General features: G+C 67.4%; 22 protein-coding genes. 7 read left to right on the top strand and 15 right to left on the bottom strand.

Features of this window, described 5'->3' with window-relative positions; translation table 11 throughout:
* The first annotated feature begins 34 nt into the window (after positions 1 to 34).
* Both HWX00_RS02245 and serB read left to right on the top strand, forming a co-directional pair.
* Positions 35 to 976: a LysR family transcriptional regulator gene (locus tag HWX00_RS02245; protein ID WP_034186786.1), complete on the top strand. Its 942-nt coding sequence runs from the start codon at positions 35 to 37 to the stop codon at positions 974 to 976.
* Between the two features lie 203 nt (positions 977 to 1,179).
* Positions 1,180 to 2,025, top strand: a complete 846-nt coding sequence (gene serB, locus HWX00_RS02240; protein ID WP_034186785.1) for a phosphoserine phosphatase SerB — start codon at positions 1,180 to 1,182, stop codon at positions 2,023 to 2,025.
* 85 nt (positions 2,026 to 2,110) lie between these two features.
* Here the strand turns inward: serB and HWX00_RS02235 are convergent, their stop codons facing one another.
* The 4 genes from HWX00_RS02235 to rimO form a co-directional block, all read right to left on the bottom strand.
* Positions 2,111 to 3,292, bottom strand: a complete 1,182-nt coding sequence (locus HWX00_RS02235; RefSeq protein ID WP_175028108.1) for a cystathionine beta-lyase — start codon at positions 3,290 to 3,292, stop codon at positions 2,111 to 2,113.
* Positions 3,293 to 3,405: 113 nt separating this feature from the next.
* On the bottom strand, positions 3,406 to 3,948 hold the full coding sequence (locus HWX00_RS02230; protein WP_124671292.1) for a hypothetical protein: 543 nt from the start codon (positions 3,946 to 3,948) through the stop codon (positions 3,406 to 3,408).
* A gap of 90 nt (positions 3,949 to 4,038) precedes the next feature.
* A complete protein-coding gene (locus tag HWX00_RS02225; protein ID WP_069706227.1) occupies positions 4,039 to 4,965 on the bottom strand; it encodes a sugar kinase in 927 nt (308 codons plus the stop codon).
* 3 nt (positions 4,966 to 4,968) lie between these two features.
* The gene (gene rimO, locus HWX00_RS02220; RefSeq protein ID WP_034186781.1) at positions 4,969 to 6,330 is read right to left on the bottom strand and encodes a 30S ribosomal protein S12 methylthiotransferase RimO; all 1,362 of its coding nucleotides are present in this window, start codon (positions 6,328 to 6,330) and stop codon (positions 4,969 to 4,971) included.
* Between the two features lie 487 nt (positions 6,331 to 6,817).
* Here rimO and HWX00_RS02215 point away from each other — a divergent pair, with 487 nt between their 5' ends.
* From HWX00_RS02215 to HWX00_RS02205, 3 genes are all read left to right on the top strand, one after another.
* A complete protein-coding gene (locus HWX00_RS02215; RefSeq protein ID WP_226193740.1) occupies positions 6,818 to 8,119 on the top strand; it encodes a M16 family metallopeptidase in 1,302 nt (433 codons plus the stop codon).
* Positions 8,116 to 9,462 (top strand): M16 family metallopeptidase, encoded by a 1,347-nt coding sequence (locus HWX00_RS02210; RefSeq protein WP_175028110.1) that lies wholly within the window; start codon positions 8,116 to 8,118, stop codon positions 9,460 to 9,462. The genes HWX00_RS02215 and HWX00_RS02210 overlap by 4 nt, the downstream gene beginning before the upstream one ends.
* Positions 9,463 to 9,691: 229 nt before the next feature.
* Complete coding sequence (locus HWX00_RS02205; protein WP_034186779.1) at positions 9,692 to 9,946, top strand: hypothetical protein; 255 nt, start codon at positions 9,692 to 9,694, stop codon at positions 9,944 to 9,946.
* A 168-nt stretch (positions 9,947 to 10,114) separates the two neighbouring features.
* On the opposite strand, the gene HWX00_RS02200 is transcribed toward HWX00_RS02205, so the two are convergent.
* The 8 genes from HWX00_RS02200 to HWX00_RS02165 all read right to left on the bottom strand — a co-directional run bounded on the left by HWX00_RS02200 (position 10,115) and on the right by HWX00_RS02165 (position 18,501).
* Complete coding sequence (locus HWX00_RS02200) at positions 10,115 to 10,960, bottom strand: lysozyme inhibitor LprI family protein (RefSeq protein WP_175028111.1); 846 nt, start codon at positions 10,958 to 10,960, stop codon at positions 10,115 to 10,117.
* Positions 10,961 to 10,968: 8 nt separating this feature from the next.
* A complete protein-coding gene (locus tag HWX00_RS02195; protein WP_124607885.1) occupies positions 10,969 to 11,181 on the bottom strand; it encodes a hypothetical protein in 213 nt (70 codons plus the stop codon).
* A gap of 188 nt (positions 11,182 to 11,369) precedes the next feature.
* Entirely contained in the window at positions 11,370 to 11,936 is a 567-nt protein-coding gene (gene phaR / locus HWX00_RS02190; protein ID WP_034186777.1) for a polyhydroxyalkanoate synthesis repressor PhaR, read from the bottom strand.
* 124 nt (positions 11,937 to 12,060) lie between these two features.
* A complete protein-coding gene (locus tag HWX00_RS02185) occupies positions 12,061 to 12,801 on the bottom strand; it encodes a 3-ketoacyl-ACP reductase (protein ID WP_006491801.1) in 741 nt (246 codons plus the stop codon).
* Between the two features lie 120 nt (positions 12,802 to 12,921).
* Complete coding sequence (locus HWX00_RS02180; protein ID WP_069706224.1) at positions 12,922 to 14,103, bottom strand: acetyl-CoA C-acetyltransferase; 1,182 nt, start codon at positions 14,101 to 14,103, stop codon at positions 12,922 to 12,924.
* A gap of 99 nt (positions 14,104 to 14,202) precedes the next feature.
* On the bottom strand, positions 14,203 to 16,083 hold the full coding sequence (gene phaC / locus HWX00_RS02175; RefSeq protein ID WP_034188623.1) for a class I poly(R)-hydroxyalkanoic acid synthase: 1,881 nt from the start codon (positions 16,081 to 16,083) through the stop codon (positions 14,203 to 14,205).
* Between the two features lie 360 nt (positions 16,084 to 16,443).
* Positions 16,444 to 17,283, bottom strand: coding sequence for a peptidoglycan editing factor PgeF (gene pgeF / locus HWX00_RS02170; protein WP_175029015.1), 840 nt, complete (start codon positions 17,281 to 17,283; stop codon positions 16,444 to 16,446).
* Positions 17,284 to 17,289: 6 nt separating this feature from the next.
* Complete coding sequence (locus HWX00_RS02165; protein ID WP_034188624.1) at positions 17,290 to 18,501, bottom strand: RluA family pseudouridine synthase; 1,212 nt, start codon at positions 18,499 to 18,501, stop codon at positions 17,290 to 17,292.
* 41 nt (positions 18,502 to 18,542) lie between these two features.
* On the opposite strand from HWX00_RS02165, the gene HWX00_RS02160 reads away from it, so the two are divergent.
* A complete protein-coding gene (locus HWX00_RS02160) occupies positions 18,543 to 19,367 on the top strand; it encodes an outer membrane protein assembly factor BamD (protein ID WP_034188625.1) in 825 nt (274 codons plus the stop codon).
* A gap of 121 nt (positions 19,368 to 19,488) precedes the next feature.
* Here the strand turns inward: HWX00_RS02160 and yoaA are convergent, their stop codons facing one another.
* From yoaA to HWX00_RS02145, 3 genes are all read right to left on the bottom strand, one after another.
* Positions 19,489 to 21,738: a DNA repair helicase YoaA gene (gene yoaA, locus HWX00_RS02155; RefSeq protein WP_175029010.1), complete on the bottom strand. Its 2,250-nt coding sequence runs from the start codon at positions 21,736 to 21,738 to the stop codon at positions 19,489 to 19,491.
* A gap of 55 nt (positions 21,739 to 21,793) precedes the next feature.
* Complete coding sequence (locus HWX00_RS02150) at positions 21,794 to 22,009, bottom strand: HP1242/YdcH family protein (RefSeq protein ID WP_006478692.1); 216 nt, start codon at positions 22,007 to 22,009, stop codon at positions 21,794 to 21,796.
* A 76-nt stretch (positions 22,010 to 22,085) separates the two neighbouring features.
* Entirely contained in the window at positions 22,086 to 22,835 is a 750-nt protein-coding gene (locus HWX00_RS02145; protein WP_049028415.1) for a hypothetical protein, read from the bottom strand.
* Positions 22,836 to 22,995: 160 nt separating this feature from the next.
* Between HWX00_RS02145 and HWX00_RS02140 the strand changes: the two genes are divergently transcribed.
* On the top strand, positions 22,996 to 25,320 hold the full coding sequence (locus HWX00_RS02140) for a Tex family protein (RefSeq protein ID WP_034188628.1): 2,325 nt from the start codon (positions 22,996 to 22,998) through the stop codon (positions 25,318 to 25,320).
* Positions 25,321 to 25,329 lie beyond the last annotated feature (9 nt).

The following is a 25,329-nucleotide window of genomic DNA, read 5'->3' as shown; positions in this document are numbered from 1 at the left end:
TATTTCCTGAAACATTTTCAGGAATTTCAGAATAATGGCGTCCGATCCGATTCCGGCACCCGACAAGCCGCTCGACCTGCTCGACGTCGCGCTGTTCGTGCGCGCGGCGCTGCTCGCGAACGTCACGGCGGCCGGCCGCGAGTTCGGCGTGTCGGCCGCCGTTGCCAGCGCGCGCATCGCGCAGCTCGAACGCCAGCTCGGCGCACGGTTGCTGCACCGCACCACGCGCCGCATCAGCCTCACGCAGGACGGCGAAATCTTCATGGCGCGCGCCGACGCGCTGCTGTCGGCCGCCGACGCCGCGCGCGCCTCGGTCGGCCATGGCCGCAGCGAGCCGTACGGGCGGCTGAAGGTGTCGATGTCGTCGTCGTTCGGCCGCCAGCACGTCGCGCCGGTGATTCCCGCGTTCCTGCGCCGCTATCCGTCGGTATCGCTCGACCTGCGGCTGTCCGACGAGATCGTCGATCTCGTCGACGACGGCTACGACGTCGCGATCCGCCTCGGCGCGCTGAAGGACTCGACGCTCGTCGCGCGCAAGCTCGCTACCAACCGCCGCGTGCTGTGCTGCTCGCCCGCGTATCTCGCCGAGCGCGGCACGCCGCGCCATCCGGCCGACCTGACGCAGCACGAATGCGTGATCCTCGGCGACCAGCGCGACTGGTCGTTCGCGACACCGCAAGGCCCGCTGACCGTGCGGGTCGCCGGCCGGCTCGTCGCGAGCAACGGCGAGGCGATCCGCGAAGCGCTCGTCGACGGCTTCGGAATCGCGATCAAGTCGACCTGGGACGTCGGCCCGCTGCTCGCGAGCGGCACGCTCGTCACGGTGCTCGACGACTATCCGTTCGCGGACGAGGTGGCGATCTGGGCCGTCTATCCGAGCCGCGCGCACGTGCCGTTGAAAACGCTCGCGTTTATCGCGTTCCTCGCCGAGCATTTCGGCGATCCGCCGTACTGGGATCGAGCGGACGGGCGATAGGCATCGATGTCCGCGCGCGTGCCGCGGCGTTGCCGCTTCGATTCCGGCCCCCGGAACCGAAACGGCCGCGTCCGCCCCGCCCCCGCCAACCGGCTACAATGGCGCGTTCGCCACGCAAGGGCCCGACGCCGGACGGGGCCCGCATCGGCAGGCGGCCGCCCGTTGGCCGCACACGCATTTCATTTGCTTTCCAACCACTCGTCATGACCCACAATCTCGTCATCCAGAGTCTTGCGCCGCTGTCGGACACCCATCACAAACCGCTGCTCGCGCTGTCGCGCGGCACCCGCATCGTGCAGACCGACGATCACGCGCTGCGCATCGAAAACGCGAACCCGGCGCAGCGCCTCGACATCGACGCGTATTGCGGCACGCACGCGCTCGATTTCGGGTTCGTCGAGGCCGGCCGCACGCTCGGCGACTTCGGGCTCGCCGTGATGGACATGGACTCGACGCTGATCACGATCGAATGCATCGACGAGATCGCCGATTTCTGCGGGCTGAAGACGCAGGTCGCCGAGATCACCGAAGCGTCGATGCGCGGCGAGATCCGCGACTTCAACGAAAGCCTCACGCGCCGCGTCGCGCTGCTGGCCGGGCTCGACGCGCGGGCGCTCGAACGCGTGTACGAGGAACGGCTGCAACTGTCGCCGGGCGCCGAGACGATGCTGGCCGGCGTGAAGGCCGCCGGCATGAAGACGCTGCTCGTGTCGGGCGGCTTCACGTTCTTCACCGAGCGGCTGAAGGCACGTCTCGGCCTCGACTACGCGTACGCGAACACGCTCGAGATCGTCGACGGCAAGCTGACCGGCAAGGTGCTCGGCGAGATCGTCAACGCCGACGTGAAGGCGCGCCTGCTGCGCGACACGTGCGCGTCGCTCGGCCTCGAGCCGAGCCGCGCGATCGCGATGGGCGACGGGTCGAACGACCTGAAGATGATGGCCGAAGCGGGGCTCTCGGTCGCGTTTCACGCGAAGCCGGTCGTGCGCGACGCGGCGACGGTCGCGTTCGACCATGTCGGCCTCGACGGGCTGCTGCGGCTGTTCTGATCGCGCCGCCCCCCCATGAAAAACGCCGGCGCGATCGTGCAGCGCGCCGGCGTTTCGTTTTTCCGCGGGTCGTCGCGACCGGCGATCAGCCGAGTACGTCCTGCAGCGCGCGCTCGATGTCCGCGCGCAAGTCGGCTTCGTCCTCCAGACCGACGTAGAAACGCACCAGCGTGCCGCGATGCGGCCAGTCCGGGCGCATCGACGCGACGTCGTAAGGCATCGCGAGGCTGCATGCGCCGCCCCAGCTCCAGCCGATCGCGAACAGGTCGAGCGACTCGACGAAGCGATCGATCTGCTCCGCGCTATAGCGTTCGTCGAACACCACCGAGAACAGCCCGCCCGCGCCCGTGAAATCGCGCACGAACGACGCGTGCCCCGGGCAGTCGGCGATCTGCGGATGCAGCACCGCCGCGATCTCCCGCCGCGCCTTCAGCCATTGCGCGAGCGCGAGCGCGCTCTTGCTGTGCGCATCGAAGCGCACCTGCATGCTCGGCAGGCTGCGCAGCACGAGCGAACAATCGTCGACCGACACGCCGATCCCGCAGCGCATCCGCGCGAGCTTCAGTTGCGCGTGCAACGCCGCGTCCGCGGTGATCGTCGCGCCCATCAGCACATCGCTGCCGCCCGACTGGTACTTGGTCAGCGCCTGCACCGAAATGTCGACGCCGTGCTCGAACGGCTTGAACGCGAGCCCGGCCGAGAAGGTGTTGTCGATCGCGGTGACGATGCCGCGCGCCTTCGCGGCCGCGGTGATCGCCTGCACGTCGGGCACTTCCATCGTCACCGAGCCCGGCGCCTCGATCCAGATCAGCCGCGTGTTCGGCTGGATCAGGTCGGCGATGCCGGCGCCGATCAGCGGATCGTAGAAGCGCGCGGTGATGCCGAAATCCTTCGCGAGCCAGTTGCCGAAATCGGCGTTCGGGCCGTACACGTTGTGCGGAATCAGCACGTCGTCGCCCGCTTTCACGATCCCGAAGTAGACGTTCATGATCGCCGCGAGCCCCGACGGCTGCAGCAGCGCATGCGCGCCGCCCTCGATCTCGGCGAGCCGCTGCGCGAGCGCGAGCGACGTCGGCGTGGCATGCAGCCCGTAGCGCCACTGGTTGTCGTTGTGCCAGACGAGCGCGCGCATCGTCGCGAGATCGGGGAACACGACCGTCGACGCGCGCGCGACCGGCGGCACGAACGACCGGAAGCCTTCCGGAATGACGTCGTCGGGTTGAACGATGCGGGTTTGCAGCGCGCGCTTGGGGGTGGATGCAGTCATGTCGGGAAGCCGGGCACGAGGCCGTTCGGTTGCGGAATATGCCGCTAGATTAGCCAAAATCGGCGCGCTTGGCCCGGTACAATGCGCGCCGCGCCCGCCGAGCCAGCGCGCGCTCAGTCGTCGGTGCGCAGGTTCACGACGCCGCCCACCGTCTCGATTTCCCGCACGCGGCCGTCGCGCACCTGCAGCGCCGCGCGCTTGCCCGGTGCGAGACGCAGCACGACCGGCTGCGGGTCCGACTCGTCCGAGTTCATCCGGTCGGCCTTCAGGTCGCCCGTCGCGTCGAAGCGGCCGATCCACACGCCGGTGATGTTCGTGCCGTCGTTCGACTCCTCGATCTCGAGTGTGTCGCCGTCGCGATCGCCCGCCAGCAGCACGACCTCGCCGGTATCGGCGAACTGGTACTCGCCGTGCACGCCCTCCTCGTCCGTCTTCGGGCCGAGATGCACGACAATCGGCCGGTCGCCGAGCGTGCCTTCGTAGCGCGGCAGGCGGGCAAACTCGGGATTCGGCTTCAGCGGCCGCGCCGGTGCCGGTTCATCCTGCTGCACGCCCGGCGCGACGGCCTGCGCCGCGACCACGCGCGGCATCGCGAGGCCCGCGGCCAGCGCGCCTGCGACGACAAGCACCCGTTGCCATTCCGAATATCGACCCACCTTGTGTTGCTCCTTGCTTCAGATTCGCTCGAAAATCGCGGCGACGCGCCGCCCGTCGTACGAAACCACGGCCGGCGCGCGTATTTCGCGTCAGCCCTGCATCAGGCGCGCGACCGCATCACGGTGCGGAATCGGCGCGACCGCGCCGTAACCCGTCGTCGACAGCGCCGCCGCCGCGTTCGCGTAACGTGCGGCCGCGAACGGATCGTCGCCCGCGACGATCCGCGCGACGAAGGCGCCGCCGAAACAATCGCCCGCGCCCGTCGCATCGACGGCCTCGACGGTGAAGCCCGGCACGACGCGCCGCTCGCTCGGCGTCGCGACATACGCGCCTTCCTTGCCGAGTTTCAGCGCGACGACCTGCGGCCCGTGTTCGAGCATCGCATCGACGATCGCATCGCGATCGTTCGCGCCCGTCAGTGCGGTGACGTCGTCCCAGCTCGGCAGGCAGATGTCCGTCTGGCGCAGCGCCTCGCGCATCACCGCGCGGGCCCGCGGCAGCGGCCACAGCTTCAGGCGCAGGTTCGTGTCGAAGCTGACCTTCGCGCCGTGGCGGCGCGCATGGTCGATCGCCGCGAACGCCGCGTCGCACGCGGCCGTGCTGATCGCCAGGCTGATGCCCGACAGGTGCACGGCCTTCGCGGCCGCGAGCGCGTCGAGCGGCAGGTCGGCCGCCGCATAGCGGCTCGCCGCGGAACCCGCGCGCAGATAGTCGAACTGGTGACCGTCCGCGCCATGCGTGACGAAATACACGCCGGTCGGTGCCGTGCGGTCGATCCGCACGTACGTCGTGTCGACCTGTTCCGCCTGCCACATGCCGGCCAGCAGCCGGCCGAACGGATCGTCGCCGATCGCCGACACGAAGCCCGTCGACGCGCCCTGGCGCGCCGCCGCGATGCAGAAGTTCGACGTGTCGCCGCCGAAGCCCTGCAGGAATTCGGGACGGCCCGGCTGCGACTGGTTGAATTCGATCATCGCCTCACCGAGCGCGAGGATCTCCGGAAAGGCGGCGGCCATCGCTTACACCTCGCCCCACAGATCGTGACCGTCCGCGCCCGTGATCTTCACGGACACGAAATCGCCGACCTTGTAGCGCTTCGATGCCTTCGCCGCCGGTTCGACATAGACGACGCCGTCGATCTCCGGCGCGTCGGCCGCGGTGCGGCCGATGCCGCCTTCCTCGCTGACTTCGTCGATCAGCACCTTGAGCGTCTTGCCGACCTTGCGCTGGATGCGATTCGCCGACACTTCCTCGGCGACTTCCATGAAGCGCGCGCGGCGTGCCTCGCGGACGTCGTCCGGCAGCGCGCCGTCGAGTTCGTTCGCGGTCGCGCCTTCGACCGGCGAATACGCGAAACAGCCGACGCGGTCGAGTTCCGCCTCGCGGATGAAGTCCAGCAGCGTTTCGAACTGCTCTTCCGTCTCGCCGGGGAAGCCCGCGATGAACGTGCTGCGGATCGTCAGGTCCGGGCAGATCTCGCGCCACTTCTGCACGCGCTCGAGCACCTTCTCGGCGTTCGCCGGGCGCTTCATGCGCTTCAGCACCTCGGGGTGCGCGTGCTGGAACGGCACGTCGAGGTACGGCAGCACGTGGCCCTTGAACGGACCTTCGGCCATCAGCGGAATCACTTCGTCGACGCTCGGATACGGGTACACGTAGTGCAGGCGCACCCACGCGCCGTACTGCGCGGCGAGTTCGCCGAGCGCGGCGACCAGGTCGGTCATGCGCGTCTTGATCGGCTTGCCGTTCCAGAAGCCCGTGCGGTACTTCACGTCGACGCCGTAGGCGCTCGTGTCCTGCGAGATCACGAGCAGTTCCTTCACGCCCGACTTGAACAGGTTCTCGGCTTCCAGCATCACTTCGGCGACCGGACGCGACACGAGGTCGCCGCGCATCGACGGGATGATGCAGAACGTGCAGCGGTGGTTGCAGCCTTCGGAAATCTTCAGGTATGCGTAGTGACGCGGCGTGAGCTTGATGCCGGCGGCGGGCACGAGATCGGTGAACGGGTCGTGCGGCTTCGGCAGGTGCGAATGCACGGCCTGCATCACTTCGCCCACCGCGTGCGGGCCGGTGACGGCGAGCACCTTCGGATGGACTTCCTCGATCAGGTTCGAGCCGCTCGCGCTCGACTTCGCGCCGAGGCAGCCGGTGACGATCACCTTGCCGTTCTCGGTCAGCGCTTCGCCGATCGCGTCGAGGCTTTCCTGCACGGCTTCGTCGATGAAGCCGCAGGTGTTCACGACGACGAGGTCGGCGCCGTCGTAGGTGCCGGAGATTTCATAACCTTCGGCGCGCAATTGCGTGATGATCTGTTCGGAGTCGACGAGCGCCTTGGGGCACCCGAGGGATACGAACCCTACTTTGGGGGATTGGGACATCTGGAATGTGGGGGCGTGGCAGCAAAAGCGTGAGTTTACAGCGATTTAGGGGTGGCGAGGCAAAACAGGCGGTCGGCGACGGCGTCGACCGTCAAATCGGCGGCACGGCGCGTCAACGGCCTGTCATGCGAGGCGACTTGATGCGTCCCTTTTCATTCTGAAACAATCGCCTGCCCACCGTTGCTCGCCGGCAGACCTCGGCGCGATGCGCCATCGAAGACATCCGGGCCCGACAATCGCGTTCGGGTGACCTACACGTTCAACGGGTGCATCCCGGCGGCGATGCCCTCGCCACGCACCATCGCTCAACGCGCATCGGAAAATATGAAAAACTTCACGTTCGCCGCGCTGGACGCAGGTCAACCGACCGTCGAGCCGGCGCCCGATCTTCCGCGTTCATCCCGCCCACACGAAAGGACGTTTCATGTCAGTACGACGTTTGATATGCGCCGGGCTCTCGTTGTGCCTGTTGATTGCAGGCACCGCGATGGCCCAACCCGTCGAGGTCGCGGGCTTTACCCACGTGCGCTCCCTGGGCGGCATCGACGAATACCGCCTGGATGCCAACGGCCTCACCGTGCTGGCCCTGCCCGATCCCGCAGCGACGGTGGTCAGTTTCCAGGTGCTGTACCAGGTGGGTTCACGCAACGAGGCCGCCGGCACGACCGGCGACACCCACCTGCTCGAGCACCTGATGTTCAAGGGCAGCCAGCATTACAACAAGGCGCTCGGCAATTCGCTGAACAGCTACATGGAGCGCGTGGGCGCGACCTTCAACGCAACCACCTCGATGGACCGCACCAACTACTTCGGCACGCTCGGGCGTGACGCGCTGGAAGGCTACATCGCCATCGAGGCCGACCGCATGCGCAACCTCCTGCTGCGCCCGGAAGACCTGGCCAGCGAGATGACGGTGGTACGCAACGAGTACGAGCGGGGCGAGAACAGTCCTGTCACCGCGTTGTTCCAGCAGGTCATGGCCACGGCTTACCAGGCACACCCCTACCACCATCCCACCATCGGCTGGCGTAGCGACATCGAGCATGCGAGCGTGGACAAGCTGCGCCGCTTCTACGACACCTTCTACTGGCCGGACAATGCCGTCGTCATCCTGGTCGGCAATTTCCGGCCGGACCAGGCATTGGGCTGGATCAAGCAGTATTACGGCGGCATTCCGCGCGCGCCCCAGCCCATCCCGGTGGTCACGACCGAGGAACCTCCGCAGCAGGGGCCACGACGGCTGGTGCTCAAGCGCGCCGGCGCGACAGGCAATCTGATCATCGCCTTCAAGGCGCCGCGCGCGCTCGACCCCGATGCGGCGGCCCTGACCGTCCTGGGCCTGGTATTGAGCCAGGGCAAGAGCAGCCGGCTGTATCGCGCGCTGGTCGACACCGCGGTTGCCACGCATGCCGGCGCCAGCTTCCATGCGCTGCGTGATCCCGGCCCGTTCGTGGTGACGGTCAGCCTGCCGCCCGACGCGAAACACGAGCAGGCCGAGAAAGTCGTCTGGACCGAACTGGAGCGCGTCAAGACCGAGGGCGTCACGCGCGACGATATCCAGCGGGTGCTGGGCCCTTACCGGGCCGATCAGATCTACCAGCGTGACGGCGTCGGCTTGACGTCCGCCCGATTGGGCCACGCGGTCTCGCTGGGCGACTGGACACGGTTCGTCACCGAGCTCGAAGAACTGGAGAAGGTGACGCCCGCCGATGTGCGGCGCGTCGCCCGAAAGTACCTCGTTGAAAACCAGAGCACCACCGGCTGGTTCGTTCCGGAGAAATCGTCATGATGCAGGCTCGTTTCAACCATCTGCGGACGTGGTTCGTGTGGTTCGCCGTACTGTGGCTGCCTGTTGCCGCTCAGGCGGGCATCGCCGATCGCATCGTGCGCACCCAGGCCGGCAGCATCGCGCTGCTGACCTATTCGATGTCGCCGCGGGAAATGGTGTCCGTTGCCGGCGTGATGCCGCTGGGCGATGCCGACACGGCCAGCAAGGCAGCCAATCCCGCCGTGCCGTTGCTGACGGGCATGTTGCTGCAGGAGGGCAGCACCCGTCGCGACAAGGTGGCGATCTCCGCGCTGCTGGAGAGCCTGGGCGCCCAGTTGTCGTTCCGGACCGACGGAGGCTATGTCGGCATCTACGGCCAAAGCCTGACCAAGGATTTGCCGACGCTGATCGACCTGATGGCCGAGCAGTTGCGCCGGCCGGCCTTCAAGCCGGAGGAACTGGCCAAGGCCAAGACGCGGCTGGAGGCCGCGGTCCGCAACGCCGCGGAAAACCCGTCGGTCCGGGCCACCGAGGCGCTGAACCGGTCGATCTACCCCGCCGCGCACCTCAACGCTCCGGTGCCGCGCGAGCGGATGCTCGAGGCCATCGCCGCCGCGACGGTGGACGACATCAAGGCCTTTCATCAAGCCTATTACGGGCCTGCACACATGACGCTGGTCGTGGTCGGCGGCGCGGACCCTCGCCGCCTGCAGTCCCTCGTGACCGAAGCGTTCGCGGGCTGGAGCGGCGGCCAGGCGCTCGTGCGGCGGGGGCCGCCGCGCAAGGCAAGTCAGCCCGACATACAGCGCATCGCCATGGGGGACAAGGAATCCATCAGCGTGATGCTGGGTCAGGCCATCGACCTGCGCGCCAACGATGCCGACTACCTGCCCCTCAGCGCGGCCGTCAACATCCTGGGCAACGGCTTCACCGGCCGGCTGATGGCAGGGGTGCGCGATCAGGAGGGCCTGACCTACGGCATTCGTGCCGGCCTGTCCGGGCTCTCGCTGATGGACGGCGGATTCGTCATCACCAGCAGTTTCGCCCCGCCTCTGCTGGACAAGGGCGTCGCCAGCACGCGCCGCATTCTGGACACCTGGTGGAAACAGGGCGTGACGCAGGCGGAACTGGATGCCCGCAAGGACGGCATGATCGGCCGCCATCAAGTCGCCATGGAAACGACCGGGCAGATGGCCGCCATGATCGCCCAGACGGTGCTCCAGGACCGCCCGCTGAGCGACCTGGACACCTATCCCGAGCGCGTGCGCGCGTTGACCGTCGAGCAGGTCAACACCGCCATCCGCACGTACGTGGACCCCGGCAAGATGACGTTGGTGGAAGCGGGCACGTTTGCGGAGAAATAACCGCAACCTCGCTTCGTTCCGCGCCGCGCCCGGCTTCGGCCGGGCCGCCGCCATCGCACTGCCACGGCTCTCCAACGGGAGGTTCGCTGCAGCGCTCGTGGAACATCCTCGACGCGTGCGGACTCGAGTGCGCCGGAGCCCGGCGCACGACAATCGCCCCGGACGCGAGGCGCCGTTATGCGAGAATCGGAACCTCCAACCGCTTCACACCACCCATGACGGGGCTCGCATGACCACCCACATCACGATCGAATTCACCGAACACGCAGCGGAAGCCGTCGGCGAGCAAACCAGCACCAGTTTCTCCTACGACCAGGGCGCGCATGTGCCGCAACCGGGCGACTTCGTCGAGCTCGAGCATTCTCGACAGACGTTCCTCGTGATCGGCCGCGTGTTTTCGCTCAAGGCGAACTACTGCGCCGTCAAGCTCGTGCTCGACCTTCCTCCGCCGGACGACGATCAGGACTTCGGTCCCGCGCACTGAGCACCGCTGCAACGCATGCCATCGGCCTGAACCGATGACCACGCAGCGCACGCGTGCGCGACATCGCAGTCGATGATCGATCGACATCGGCTGCGCACGAAACCCCTGCCGACGAAAAACGACCCGGCCCGCGATCGCGGGCCGTGCAGGAACATGAAGCGTTGCGCGTCACCGCGCATCCGGAAACACCGGCGCAGTCAGACACCGCTCGAACCACACTGCATCGTCGCCGTCGCCGATCGGCCACATTTCCGCATCCAGTTGCGGCATGCCCGCGGCCGGCGCAGGCGCGCGGCCATCCACGCCGGACGCACCGGCCCGTACCCATCCTGACTGCGCGCCGCCGTCATCGCACGATTGCGCATGCGCCTGCGCCTCGCAGAACGCCACCGGATGCACCTTCCCGCCGACGGTCGCACTCACCGAGCGGTATTGATAGACCGCGCCGGTCGCCCAGTCCTCGCTCTGGCTGCAGATCCGCGCACGATGCTGCACGTGGACCGCGCCGAAGCACGCGTAGGACACGTGCGTGCCGCTCGCGTCGTCCGGAATGAAATCGCAGTTGCCATCGAAACCGGTCAACGGGCCGCCCGTATATTTCGCGAGCCACTGCCGCTCGGCCAGCGCCCGCGCGATCAGCCCTTTGGCCGACCGATCGGCCAGCATCGCCGTGCGCCGATCGATGGCCTTGCGCACTTCGTCGACCGCCATCGGATGGCCATCGTAATCGGCGTCGAGTCGGTTGTTGCGTGCGCCGATCCAGCGCCGCTGGCTGCGCACGAGCATGTCGCGGATCGCGGCGTCCGGCGCGGCCTTCAGCGCGCCCGCATAGGCCGTATTCATCCTCGCGTCGGCTGCCCGCAGCGCGGGGCTCGCGCAGATGCGCTTCTCGACCGGTTGCACGGCCTTCGCGCAATCGATCGCCAGGGCCGGCAAGGCCAGGCCCATGCCACACATGAACATCGAAGCAAGACCGGCGAGCCGGCCGGCCGATGCCATTCGAATCCCTCGCATGCGCTCTCTCAATCGGTTTGTTGTTCTTGGTCGCGCCGGGTCGACGCGGCATCGCCTGTATCGTCGCAACCGGTACCGGTACCGTGCGTCACCGTGCAGCGCCGCTTCGGGTGCGACAGGCACACACCCCGCGCCGCGGTGCGAACGCACGCGCTCCGGCGCAGCGCACCCCGGCTTTCATTCGTTGATGACGGGATCTCGATCGACTGGACGACGGTCATGCACGCCGTTGCCCGGCACGCGCATCGGTGCCGACGATCATGAACGACCGTCGGCGGCATCTCACGGCAGGCAGCGGCCGCGCATCGTCATGCCCGAACACACGATCGGCTGCGCTGCGCGCGCTGCTTCGCGGCCCCGTCGCCCGACGGCTCGCGCCGCCGCGGCCGGCGTGCCGCGCCACGATTAATTACTTCTTTTCCGGCTCCGACGCACCCGGCTGCTTGAACGGGAACGTACTGAACATCGACTTCGCCTGGTTCTGCATCTGCTCCTGCATCTGCACGAACATGTTCTTCGACTGCTCGATGTAGCTGGTCATCATCCCCTGCATCATCGGCGCCTGCATGTTCATGAACTGCGACCAGACTTCCGGATTCATCGCGTTGGTGTCGTACAGGTTCTTCGACTGATCCGCGAGCTTGTTCTGGATGTCGATGAACGCCTGGATGTTCTTTTCCAGGTACGTGCCCATCATGCCCTGCATCGCATGGCCGTAGAAACGGATGATTTGCGACAGCATCGACGACGAGAACATCGGCACGCCGCCGCTTTCCTCTTCGAGGATGATCTGCAGGAGGATGCTGCGCGTCAGGTCTTCGTTGGATTTCGCATCGACGACCTTGAAGTCCTCCTGCTCCAGCACGAGCTGCTTGACGTCCGTGAGCGTAATGTACGTGCTTGTCTCGGTATCGTAGAGCCGGCGGTTCGGGTACTTCTTGATGAGCCGTTCGGCAGTCTTCTTTGTAGTAGTCATGTAACGCCTTTCAGTGCAGCGTAGCGCAAGCGCAAGTGACGAATCCCCGCCGCCCGAATCCGGGAGGCGGGGGCCTTCGGAACCCACCCGGCTGCGCGGCCACCCGGCCCGCGCAGCCCGGGCGTCAGCCCATGTGCAGGCCGCCGTTCAGCGAGAAGTCGGCGCCCGTCGCGAAGCCGGAATCGTTCGACGCGAGCCACGCGACGATCGAGCCGATTTCCTCCGGGCCGCCCAGACGCCGCACCGGGATCGTCGCGACGATCTTCTCGAGCACGTCGGGACGGATCGCCTTCACCATGTCGGTGCCGATGTAGCCCGGCGACACGGTGTTGACCGTCACGCCCTTCGTCGCGACTTCCTGCGCGAGCGACATCGTGAAGCCGTGAATGCCGGCCTTCGCGGTCGAGTAGTTGGTCTGGCCGAACTGCCCCTTCTGGCCGTTCACCGACGAAATGTTGATGATGCGGCCCCAGCCACGCTCGACCATCCCGTCGATCACCTGCTTCGTCACGTTGAAGAGGCTCGTCAGGTTGGTGTCGATCACGGCCGTCCAGTCTTCATGCGTCATCTTGCGGAACACGACGTCGCGCGTGATGCCCGCGTTGTTGACCAGCACGTCGATCTCGCCGACTTCGGCCTTGACCTTGTCGAATGCTTCCTTGGTCGAGTCCCAGTCGCCGACGTTGCCTTCCGACGCGATGAAGTCGTAGCCGAGCGCCTTCTGGTCCTCGAGCCACTTCACGCGGCGCGGCGAGTTCGGGCCGCAACCCGCGACGACCTTGAAGCCGTCCTTCGACAGACGCTGGCAGATGCTGGTGCCGATGCCGCCCATCCCGCCCGTTACGTACGCAATTCGCTGAGACATGAATCTCACTCCATTTTTTGGTTTCGAGAGCTATCGAGGCTCCCTCTGACTTCACGTGGCGCCGGCCGAAGCCGCAATCGGCCGGCGCCCGGATTCGGTTCGACGGTGACGAACAGCCGGTTACGGGCGCTCGACCGCGAGCGCGACACCCATCCCGCCGCCGATGCACAGCGACGCCAGCCCGCGCTTCGCGTCGCGCTTGGCCATCTCGTGCAGCAGCGTCACCAGAATCCGGCAGCCCGACGCGCCGATCGGATGGCCGATCGCGATCGCCCCGCCGTTCACGTTCACCTTCGACGTGTCCCAGCCCATCTGCTTGTGCACCGCCAGCGCCTGCGCCGCGAACGCCTCGTTGATTTCCATCAGGTCCAGGTCGCCCGGCGTCCAGCCCGCGCGCTCCAGGCACCGGCGCGACGCCGGTACCGGGCCCATGCCCATCACGCTCGGATCCACGCCCGCGTTCGCGTACGCCTTGATCCGCGCCAGCGGCGTCAGGCCGAGCGCCGCCGCCTTCTGCGCCGACATCACCAGCACCGCCGCCGCCCCGTCGTTCAGCCCCGACGCGTTCGCCGCCGTCACCGAGCCGTCCTTCGAGAACGCCGGCTTCAGACCGGCCAGCGATTCCGCCGTCACGCCGTGACGCACGAATTCGTCGGTGGCGAACTGCAGCGGCTCGCCCTTGCGTTGCGGAATCGACACCGGCACGATTTCGTCGTCGAAACGGCCGGCCTTCTGCGCGGCTTCCGCCTTGTTCTGCGACAGCGCCGCGAACGCGTCCTGCTCCTCGCGCGTGATCCCGTATTCCTTCGCGACGTTCTCCGCCGTGATGCCCATGTGGTACTGGTTGTACACGTCCCACAGGCCGTCGACGATCATCGTGTCGACCAGCTTCGCGTCGCCCATCCGGAACCCGTCGCGCGAGCCCGGCAGCACGTGCGGCGACGCGCTCATGTTCTCCTGGCCGCCCGCGATCACGATGTCCGCGTCACCCGCGACGATCGCGTTCGCCGCCAGCATCACGGCCTTCAGGCCCGAGCCGCACACCTTGTTGATCGTCATCCCCGGCACCGCGTTCGGCAGCCCGGCCTTGATCAGCGACTGCCGCGCCGGGTTCTGCCCCGATCCGGCCGTCAGCACCTGGCCCATGATCACTTCGCTGACCTGATCGGGCTTCACGCCCGCACGCTCCAGCACCGCGCGGATCACCGTCGCGCCCAGCTCCGGCGCTGCAATCTTCGCAAGCGAGCCGCCGAATTTGCCGACCGCGGTTCGCGCGGCCGATACGATCACTACGTCCGTCATTTCCCTTTCCTCCAGGCCCGCACGACACGGCGCATCGTTACCGGCCCTGTTAAAAAAACTGCGGTGCTCCGGACAGCGTGCGCCGCTGTCCGGTTTTCGTCAATCGCGCTGCAATACGTAGCGCCCGGGTGCCGGCTCGATCACCGGAAACTGCGCGGAACCCGCCTCGGCCGGCGGCGCCACCTTGCGGCCGCCGTACGCATCGAGCCATTCGACCCACGTCGGCCACCAGCTGCCCGGCTGCTCGGCCGCACCGGCGAACCAGTCGTCCGCGGATTCGGGCAGGTCGTCGTTGACCCAGTAGCTGCGTTTCTTCTTCGCCGGCGGATTGATCACGCCCGCGATATGCCCCGACGCGCCGAGCACGAATTTCAACGGGCCCGACAGGATCGACGTCGACGCGTAGGCCGTCTGCCACGGCACGATGTGATCCTCGCGCGAACCGTAGATGAAGGTCGGCACGTCGATCAGCGACAGGTCGACGGATTCGCCGCATACGGTCAGCGCGCCCGGCTCGCGCAGCTTGTTCTCGAGATAGGTATTGCGCAGGTACCACGCGTACATCGGGCCCGGCAGGCTGGTCGAATCGCTGTTCCAGTACAGCAGGTCGAACGGCGCGGGCGTGCGGCCCTTCAGGTAGTTGTCGACGACGTAGTTCCACACGAGGTCGTTCGGACGCAGGAACGAGAACGTGTTCGCGAACTCGACGCCGCGCATCAGCCCCGGTTGCGTGCCGTTCTTGCCGCCGATGGTCTGCTCGCGCATCTGCACGTGCGCCTCGTCGACGAACACGTCGAGGATGCCGGTATCGCTGAAGTCGAGCATCGCGGTGAGCAGCGTCATCGACGCGGCCGGATGTTCGCCACGCGCGGCAAGCACCGCGAGCGCGGTCGCGAGCATCGTGCCGCCGACGCAGAAGCCGAGCGTGTTGATCTGCTCGCGGCCGCTGACCTGCTGCACGGCGTCGATCGCCGCGAGCAGCCCTTCGTTCATGTAGTCGTCCCACGTCTTGTGCGCGACCGATGCGTCCGCATTGCGCCACGACACCAGGAACACCTGATGACCGTTCGACAGCGCATGCGCGACGAGCGAATTCTCGGGCTGCAGGTCGAGGATGTAGAACTTGTTGATGCACGGCGGGACGATCAGCAACGGCCGCTCGAACACCTTGTCCGTCTTCGGCGTGTACTGGATCAGCTGGATCAGGTCGTTCTCGTAGACGACCGCACCTTCAGTACACCCGAGGTTCTTGCCGACCACGAACTGCGATTCGTCGGTCTGCGAAATCTTGCCGCGCTGCAGGTCGCCGAGCAGGTTCATCATCCCCTGCCGCAGGCTCTCGCCCTGCGTGTCGAGAATCGATTTCTGCGCGTCGGGATTAAGTGCGAGGAAGTTGCTCGGCGCGGCGGCGGCCGTCCATTGCTGGACCGTGAAGCGGATGCGCTCGCGCGTCTTCGGATCGGTCTGAAGCGAGTCGGCGAGTTCCTGCAGGTAACGCGCGTTGAGCAGATACCACGCAGCCGCGAACGCATGCGCGGGCGACGACTTCCATGCGTCGCCGCTGAAGCGGCGATCCTTCAGTTCGGGGGCCTCGAGCTTCGCGGCGGCAGCCTGCTGCATCAGCGTCATGCAATCGCGCGCGTAGTCGGCCTGCAGCGCCTGGAGCCGTTCCGGCGGAATCGCGGCAACCGGCAGCTTCAGCCCCGCGAACGGCGACGCCATGCCGCCAAGCCCCGCGAGGCCACCGAGATCGGGCATCGACGGCATCTGGAACGGAAACGAAGCCGGAAACTGGAAAGTCGCGAACGGATTGACGGTGGCCGATGCAGTCGCGGCGCGCGCCGGATCTGCAAAACCGCGCCACGCGTTCAGCCACGACTCGAACATCTGCTGCATCGGCTGGGCGGCCGGATCAAAACCGGTGCTGCCTGCGGAAGTGCCCGCCTGAGCGGACGTCGACGAATTTTTCGATGCTGTCATTACCTGCCTTACCGGTGATTCGTGAGCGTCAATCGTGAAATCCTGCTCGCGCGCGGCGTGCCGGCTGCGAGCCGGGCCGTCATGCTCTGGAGAGGCGTCTCCAGATTCTGCCGCAGTGCGGTATTTTTATCATTATCGTTTTCCCCATGTGAAGCGCCAAGTCAAACCACTGAACATTTCTGCACGGAGATAATCCGCGTGCAACAGGCGGGACAAGGGTTCCGGCGAAACATAAACCATTTTGTCCGGCTTGACTTCGGGATTTTCCATTCAGTTGCGCATGCGATGCCGCAGTGCCGTCTAAATATCGAGATAACCCGATTTCGCGACGCGGCAAATCCCGCACGCATGCGCATGCCGTCAATCGGCCAGCCAGATCGCCGCTGCCATGCGGCCCGTCACGCGATCGCGGCGGTACGAATAGAAGCGTGCCTGTTCGGTGACCGTGCAAGCCGCCCCGCCGCTCACGTGCGCGACGCCCGCACGGGCGAGACGCAAGCGCGCGAGCGCGTACAGATCGGCGAGAAACTTGCCGGGCGCGCCCTCGATCGCAACGAACGCGAGCCCGGTTTCATCATGCTCCGACTGCGGAGCCGTGTCGAGAAACGCGTCGCGCACGTCCGCGCCGACCTCGAACGCCTGCGGGCCGATCGCCGGCCCCAGGTACGCATGCAGCGTGTCCGTCGCGCCGCCGGCACGCGCCGCGACGCGAGCCGCGGTCTGCTCGACGATGCCGGCCGCGAGCCCGCGCCAGCCCGCGTGCGCGGCGCCGACCGCGCGGCCTTGCGCATCGCACAACAGCACGGGCAGGCAATCCGCGACCATCACGACGCAGACGGCGCCGGCCCGGTCCGTGACGCTCGCGTCGGCCCGCACCGGCGCAGCCGCCGCGGGCGCCGCCGCGATCACCTCGTCGGCGCGGACGATGTCCGCACCGTGAACCTGCTCGAGCCACGCGGCGCTCGACTGGCCCGCGAGGGCGAGCAAACGCGCGCGATTCGCGGCGACACGGGCCGGATCGTCACCGGTATGCAGGCCGAGATTCATCCCGCCCGGCCGCGCCTCTCCCTCCTGCCAGCGCCCGTAAGGGCCTTCGCTCACACCGCCGTCGCGCGTCGTGATCAGCGCGCGCACGCGCGGCGACACCTGCCAGTCGGGCTGCACGCAGTCCTGCCACGTCAACGGCGCCAGGTTCGTCATCGGCACTCACGCCTCCTCGTCGTCTTCCAGGTACGGCTCGTCATCGTGATACTCGCCGCCGAAATCGTCATCGTCGTAGACACCATCGTCGTCGTCGAATTCCTCGTCGCCCTGCCCGAAACCGAGCGCCGCGACGAGCGTGTTCAGGTCGTCCGGCAACGGACAGCGCCATTGCATCGCCTTGCCCGTGACCGGATGCACGAGGCCGAGCCGCCACGCATGCAGCGCCTGTCGCGCGAAGCCGTCCGGCAGCGGCGTGACCGAACGCTTGCCGCGCGCGCGCCCGTAGACGGGATCGCCGAGCAGCGGGTGCCCGATGTGCGCGCAGTGCACGCGGATCTGGTGCGTGCGGCCGGTTTCGAGATCGCACTGGATCGCCGACACCGGCTGACGTTGCCACAGACATGTGTCAACCGTACGGAAATGCGTGCGGGCCGGCTTGCCCGACGCGCCGGTGACGACGGCCATGCGCGTGCGCTCGCGCGGATCGCGGCCGATCGGCGCGTCGATCGTGCCTTCCTCGGGCATCGTGCCCCACACGAGCGCGAAGTAGCGGCGCTTCACCGTGCGGGCCTGCAACTGCCGCACGAGGTCCGTCTGCGCGGCCAGCGTGCGCGCCACCACCATCAGGCCGGAGGTTTCCTTGTCGAGCCGGTGGACGATTCCCGCGCGCGGCAGGCCGGCCGCCGCGTCGCCGTAGCGATGCAGCAGCCCGTTGAGCATCGTGCCGCTCCAGTTGCCGGCGGCCGGATGCACGACGAGGCCGGCCGGCTTGTTGATCACGACGAGCGCGTCGTCCTCGTAGATCACGTCGAGCGGCACCGGCTCCGGCGTGAACGCGAGCTGCTCGGGCAGCAGGTCGGGCACGAGCGCGATCTTGGCACCGAGCGGCACCGGCTGGCGGATCTTCGCCGGCGCGCCGTCGACGAGCACGCGCTGCGCCTCGATCCAGCTCTGCAGGCGGCTGCGGGAGAATTCGGGGAACAGCTGGGCAAGCGCCTTGTCGAGGCGCTCGCCCGCGAGCGACAGCGGCACTTCGACGACGCGCGGCGCCTCGTCGACCGCCGCGGACGGTACGACGGGCGGCTGCATGACGTCGCCGGCCAGATCGTCATCGAGGGAATCCCCCGACGCAGCGTCGGCGGGCCGATCGCTTGGGCTATAATCTTCGCGATTTGGTGTGCCCGGCTGGGCATTCTGCGAACTTGAACGGGTCATTTAGACTGGGTCACCGAGACTTGAAGCTAGGACATGCGAGCATGATGAATTCGACCAAACGCACGGCCAGAACCGCCGCCGCCCGGGCTGCGGCGGTAGCGGCCGCGGCCCTCATCGCCGGCTGCCACGGCTTGCCGCAGAAGCAGGACGAGACGGCTACCTGGTCGAATAACAAATTATACTCAGAGGCCCAGGACGCACTGTCCGGCGGCGACTGGGGCAAGTGCGCGAAATATTTCGAATCGCTGCAAGGCCGCGATCCGTTCGGTCATTTCGCGCAGCAGGCACAGATCAACGTTGCATACTGCAACTGGAAGGACAACGAAGCGGCCGCCGCCGACCAGGCCGTCGACCGCTTCATCCAGCTCCACCCCGATCACCCGGATATCCCGTACGCGTACTACCTGAAGGGGATGATCCACTTCAACGACGATCTCGGCCTGTTCGGGCGCTTCTCCGGCCAGGACATGAGCGAACGCGATCCGCAGGCGCTGCGCGAGTCGTACGATGCGTTCAAGGTCGTCGTCGACCGCTTCCCGAAGAGCAAGTACGCGCCCGATGCAGCGGCACGGATGCGCTACATCGTCAACGCGCTCGCGTCGCACGAAGTGCACGCGGCCGACTACTACTACCGTCGTGGCGCCTACGTGGCGGCAATCAATCGCGCCCAGCTCGCGATCAAGGATTACAAGGGTGCGCCGGCGATCGAAGATGCGCTGCACATCATGATCCTGTCGTACAACAAGCTGAACCAGCCGCAGCTCGCCGAGGACACGAAGCGCGTGCTCGCGGGCACGTTCCCCGACAGCCCGTACGTCACGGGCCATTCGCGCCCCGGCGCGAAGAAGTCGTGGTGGCAGTTCTGACGAACCGCGCGGCGCAACGCCCGTTGCACGAACAAAAAACCCGGCCATCGAGCCGGGTTTTTTATTGGCGCCGCAATCCGGCGCCGCGGGGGCGATCGCGCGGCGCCGGCCGCGCGGATCGTCACATGCGTTTGTCCGAGCGATGCTCGTCGAAGAAATCCTGCACGACCGCGATCTCGCGCGTGCGCTTGAACGGCGGCAGGCTCTGCCAGATCCGGCGCCCGTAGGGCTTGTCGACGAGCCGCGTGTCGCAGATCATCAGCACGCCGCGATCCGTCTCCGCGCGAATCAGCCGGCCTGCGCCCTGCTTCAGCGTGATCACGGCCTGCGGCAGCTGATGCACGGCGAACGGGCTCAGGCCCTTCTTCGTCAGGGCATCGAGACGCGCGGCCAGCACCGGATCGTCCGGCGGGGCGAACGGCAGCTTGTCGATCACGACGAGCGACAGCGCGTCGCCGCGCACGTCGACGCCCTCCCAGAAACTCTGGCTGCCGACCAGGATCGCATTGCCGTATGCGCGGAAACGGTCAAGCAGCTCAGTGCGGCTCGCATCGCCCTGCACGAGCAGCGGCGTGTTCCAGCCGCGCGATTCGATGACATCGCGCAACTTCGACGCGATCCGGTCGACCGCGCGCAGCGTCGTGCACAGCATGAACACGCCGCCGCCGGACGCCTCGATCGCCGGCAGCGCGGCATCGAAGACGGCATCGGTAAACGCCGGCGAAGACGGCTGAGGCAGGTTGCGCGGCACGTACAGCAGCCCTTGCGACTGGTAGTCGAACGGGCTCGCGAGCGTCATCGAGCGGCGCGAGCTGAGGCCCATCTGCGCCGCGTAGTGCGTGAAATCGCCGCGCACCGACAGCGTGGCCGACGTGAACACCCATGCCCGCGGGACACCTGCACGCTGCTTCGCGAAGATCGGCGCGACCGACAGCGGCGTTTCGTGCAGCTGCACGGTATGCGCGAACACCTCGACCCAGCGCACCTTCTCGTTCGGATCGCCGTCGGAGGTCGCCTTGTCGCCGGCCGCTGCCGCGTCGGCCTGCGCGGCCGCCTCCGCCGCGCCGGGCGCGACCCAGCCGGCCAGCAGATCCTGCAGCTCGCGCGCGCGCCGCAGGCACGCGCCGAGCGACTCCGCCCGCTCGGCCTGGCTCGCGAGCGCCGACGCGAGCGCGTCGAGCGCCACGTCGAGCGCGTCGAGCGCGCCGAACATCGGATGATCGTCGCCGAGCTGCGCCAGCGACATGCGCACGATCTGGTCGTTCGCGAACGCGAGGCGCAAGTCGCGCGCCGCACGTTCGAGATCGCCGCCGAGCTTCACCCACTCGACCGCGTCGCGCGCGTGGCCCAGGCCCTCGGCCACCGTGTCGCGCGCGAGTTCGAGGATCTGCGTGGTCGACAGCGTCTCGCCGAAGAACAGCGTCGCCGTCTCCGGCAACTGGTGCGCTTCGTCGAAGATGACCGTGTTCGCGTTCGGCAGCAATTCGGCCATCCCGGTGTCGCGCAGCATGATGTCCGCGAAGAACAGGTGATGGTTGACGACCACCACGTCGGCCTGCTGCGCCTCGCGCCGCGCCTGCATCACGAAGCATTCCTTGTAATGCGGGCACTCCTGGCCGAGGCAGTTGTCGCGCGTCGACGTGACCATCGACCACACGGGCGCCGTTTCCGGCACGCTCGCGAGCTCGGCCTTGTCGCCGCTCTTCGTGATCTTCGCGAAGCGGACGATCTCCTGCAGATACGCGGTGTCCTGCCGCGACGGCAGGCGGCCGTTGTCGGCCGTGCGTTGCAGGTAGTAATGGCACAGGTAGTTGGCGCGCCCCTTGAGCATCGCCACCGACACCGGCACCGCGAGCGCGTTGCGCACGGTCGGGATGTCGCGCTGGAACAGCTGGTCCTGCAGGTGTTTCGTGCCGGTCGACACGATCACCTTGCCGCCCCACAGCATCGCGGGCACGAGATACGCGTAGGTCTTGCCGGTACCCGTACCGGCTTCGACGATCAGCGTGTTGTCGGCCGCATCGGTGTCGGATTCGGCTGATGCGGCGCCGTCCGCGCCCGGCTCGGCTGCCTTGCCGCCGTCGCCGAGGCGGCGCGCCGGCCGCTTGCGTGTTTCGAAGATCTCGGGCTCGGGCATCCGGCGCGCGGACGCTTCCATCGCCGACGCGACCGCGCGCGCCATCTCGATCTGCGAGGTACGCGGCCGGTAGCCGTCGAGCGCGCGCGCCAGCAACCCGCCCTCGCCGAAAATCGTGTCGAGTTCGTCGACGCGCTTGCGGCTCAGCTCGAAGGTGCCTTCGGGCGCACGAACGCGTCCGGCGGACGTCGCTTCACGCCGGGCATCGGGGGTGGCTTCAAGCGGTGAATTCAAGGCAAGCGTTCCTGTGTCCAGCGCCCGGGCGGCGCCGGCGCTTGCCAGGCCGCGCTCAGGCGCGCTTATCCGGTTCGAGCTGCGATTGCAGCAGAATGATTTTGTCCTTGGCTGCCAGCTTTTCCTTCTTCAGCCGGTGCAGCGTGATGTCGTCGATGTCGGAGTGCCCTTCCTTCAGCTCGATCTCCCGAGCGAGCTGCTGGTGCTGCTCCTGCAATGCAGCCAAACGGTTGTGCAATTCCTGCTGCTGTTCCGTGTGACGGTTTTGCATAGTTGCCTCCTCATCGAAGCAGCGCGGCGGCTGGCATGCCGACGCGCCCGAGACTGATCCCGATCAATCCAACACGTTACTGCCCCTGCTGTTGCTGCTTGGCCTTCTCGGCCGCTTCCTGCTGACGTCGCTCGACATCGGCCTTGTGCTGCGCGGCTTCCTTCTGCTTCTGCTCGTAGCGCGCGGCGTTGTCCGCCCGCTCCTGCGCCTTCTGCGCCGCCTGCTGGTGCGCCTGGTCGAGCTTGCGCTGGAAGTCGCCCTGCTTCTGGTCGTATGCCTGCTTGCTCGCCGCGCGCTGCGGCCCTTCCGCGCCGCGCTGCGCCTGCTTCAGTGCATTCTGCTCCTGCTTGTCGCGGAACGCAGCCGCGTTCGCCGCATCGTTCGCCGCCCGCTGCGGCGCTTCCGCCGCGTTCTGCGCCTGCTTCAGTGCCTGCTGCTGGTCGCGCTGCTGCGCGCGCACCGCGCGCTGCTCGTCGTTGAGCGCGAGTTGCTCCTGACGGATGCTCGCGCGCTCGTCGCGCATCTGGTCGCGCGCCTTGCCGAGACAGTGATTGACGAAAAAGGTGCTGTAGCAATTATGCTCGGCCACCGCATAACGATAATCGTTTTCCGCGGTGCGTTGATTGAGCACTTTTTGACGGGCGTCGAAATCCGGTGCGGCGGAGGCCGCAACGGGCGCGGCCGCGACGGCGTCCGGCGCGGTTGCGCCCGAGGCCTGCGCGAACGCGCCGGAAGGCCCGGCGGACAAAGCCGCGGCGAGCGCTGCGCCGAGCGCGACGAGAGAAATTCGGGAAGTTGGCAACGTCGTAGGAAAGCTGCGGGACATGTGTCAAATTCTATCACCCCCGGCTGGACGCTCCGCCATTTATGGCAAAATGCCCCGCTTCACTCACCCGCGGCATCAGGCTCGTCGGGCCCGCCATGCAGCCCGCCGCGTCGGGCCTGCCGGCCCGCGCCGCGATTTCAGCAGGCAGATCATCCACGACATGACGGAAACCGTAGCACTCAAGATCGTACAGCGCATCGCCACCGAACTGTCCGTCCAGCCGCGCCAGGTCGCGGCGGCCGTGCAACTCCTCGACGAAGGCTCGACCGTTCCGTTCATTGCCCGGTACCGCAAGGAAGTGACCGGCAACCTGGACGACACGCAGCTGCGCCAGCTCGAGGAACGTCTCCTGTATCTGCGCGAACTCGAGGATCGCCGCGCGGCGATCCTGTCGAGCATCGACGAACAGGGCAAGCTGACGGACGAACTGCGCGCCGCGATCGACGCGGCCGACAGCAAGCAGGTGCTCGAAGACCTTTATCTGCCGTACAAGCCGAAGCGCCGCACGCGTGCGCAGATCGCCCGCGAAGCCGGCCTCGAGCCGCTCGCGCAGGCCCTGCTCGCGAACCCGCTGCTCGACCCGCAGGCCGAGGCGGCCGCGTATGTCGACGCCGACAAGGGTGTCGCCGACGTGAAGGCCGCGCTCGACGGCGCGCGCGACATCCTGTCCGAACAGTTCGGCGAAACGGCCGAGCTGCTCGGCAAGCTGCGCGACTACCTGCACAACCAGGGCGTCGTGTCGTCGGCGGTCGTCGAGGGCAAGGAAAACGAGGAAGGCGAGAAATTCCGCGACTATTACGACTACGCGGAAACGATCAAGACCGTGCCGTCGCACCGCGCCCTCGCGCTGTTCCGCGGCCGCAACGCGGGCGTCCTGACGGTCAAGCTCGGCCTCGGCGAAGAGCTCGACGCGCAGGTGCCGCATCCCGGCGAGGCGATGATCGCGCGCCATTTCGGCATCGCGAACCAGAACCGCCCGGCCGACAAATGGCTGTCCGACGTCTGCCGCTGGTGCTGGCGCGTGAAGGTGCAGCCGCATATCGAGAACGAACTGCTCACGCAACTGCGCGAAACGGCCGAAACCGAGGCGATCCGCGTGTTCGCGCGCAACCTGAACGACCTGCTGCTGGCCGCGCCGGCCGGCCCGAAGGCCGTGATCGGTCTCGACCCCGGCCTGCGCACGGGCGTGAAGGTCGCGGTCGTCGACCGCACCGGCAAGGTGCTCGCGACCGACACGATCTACCCGCACGAGCCGCGCCGCGACTGGGACGGCTCGATCGCGAAACTCGCCCGCATCGCCGCGCAGACGCAGGCCGAACTCATCAGCATCGGCAACGGCACCGCGTCGCGCGAAACCGACAAGCTCGCGAGCGAACTGATCGCGAAGCACCCGGAGCTGCGCCTGCAGAAGATCGTCGTGTCCGAAGCCGGCGCGTCGGTCTATTCGGCGTCCGAGCTCGCCGCGAAGGAATTCCCGGAGCTCGACGTATCGCTGCGCGGCGCCGTGTCGATCGCACGCCGCCTGCAGGACCCGCTCGCGGAGCTCGTGAAGATCGAGCCGAAGGCGATCGGCGTCGGCCAGTACCAGCACGACGTGAACCAGCGCGAACTCGCGCGTTCGCTCGACGCGGTCGTCGAGGATTGCGTGAACGCGGTCGGCGTCGACGCGAACACCGCATCGGTCCCGCTGCTGGCACGCGTGTCGGGCCTGAACGCGACGCTCGCCCGCAACATCGTCGACTACCGCGATGCGAACGGCCCGTTCCCGTCGCGCGAGCACCTGCGCAAGGTGCCGCGCCTCGGCGACAAGACCTTCGAGCAGGCCGCCGGCTTCCTGCGCATCAACGGCGGCGAGAACCCGCTCGACCGCTCGTCGGTGCACCCCGAAGCCTATCCGGTCGTCGAACGGATGCTCGCGAAGATCAACAAGCGCATCGACGACGTGCTCGGCAACCGCGAAGCGCTGTCGGGCCTGTCCCCGACGGAATTCGTTGACGAACGTTTCGGCCTGCCGACCGTGCGCGACATCCTGTCCGAACTGGAGAAACCGGGCCGCGATCCGCGGCCGGAATTCAAGACGGCGACGTTCCGCGAAGGTGTCGAGAAGGTGTCGGACCTCGTGCCGGGCATGACGCTCGAAGGCGTCGTGACGAACGTCGCCGCGTTCGGTGCGTTCGTGGATATCGGCGTCCATCAGGACGGCCTCGTCCATGTGTCCGCGATGTCGACGAAGTTCATCAAGGACCCGCACGAAGTCGTGAAGGCCGGCCAGGTCGTCAAGGTGAAGGTGCTCGACGTCGACGTGAAGCGCCAGCGCATTGCGCTGACGATGCGCCTCGACGACGACGCGGCAGCGCCCGGCATGTCGTCGCGCGGCGGCCAGGATCGCGGCAACGCGGCGCGCGGCGCGGCTCGCCCGCAGCGCTCGCGCGAGCCGGAACCGGCCGGCGCGATGGCCGCGGCATTCGCGAAGCTGAAGCGCTGAACACGCGAA

The organism is Burkholderia seminalis DSM 23518 (assembly GCF_902832885.1).
Classification (GTDB): domain Bacteria; phylum Pseudomonadota; class Gammaproteobacteria; order Burkholderiales; family Burkholderiaceae; genus Burkholderia; species Burkholderia seminalis.
The sequence above is the reverse complement of the archived record's forward strand: the minus strand, read 5'-3'. Positions and strand labels throughout refer to the sequence as shown.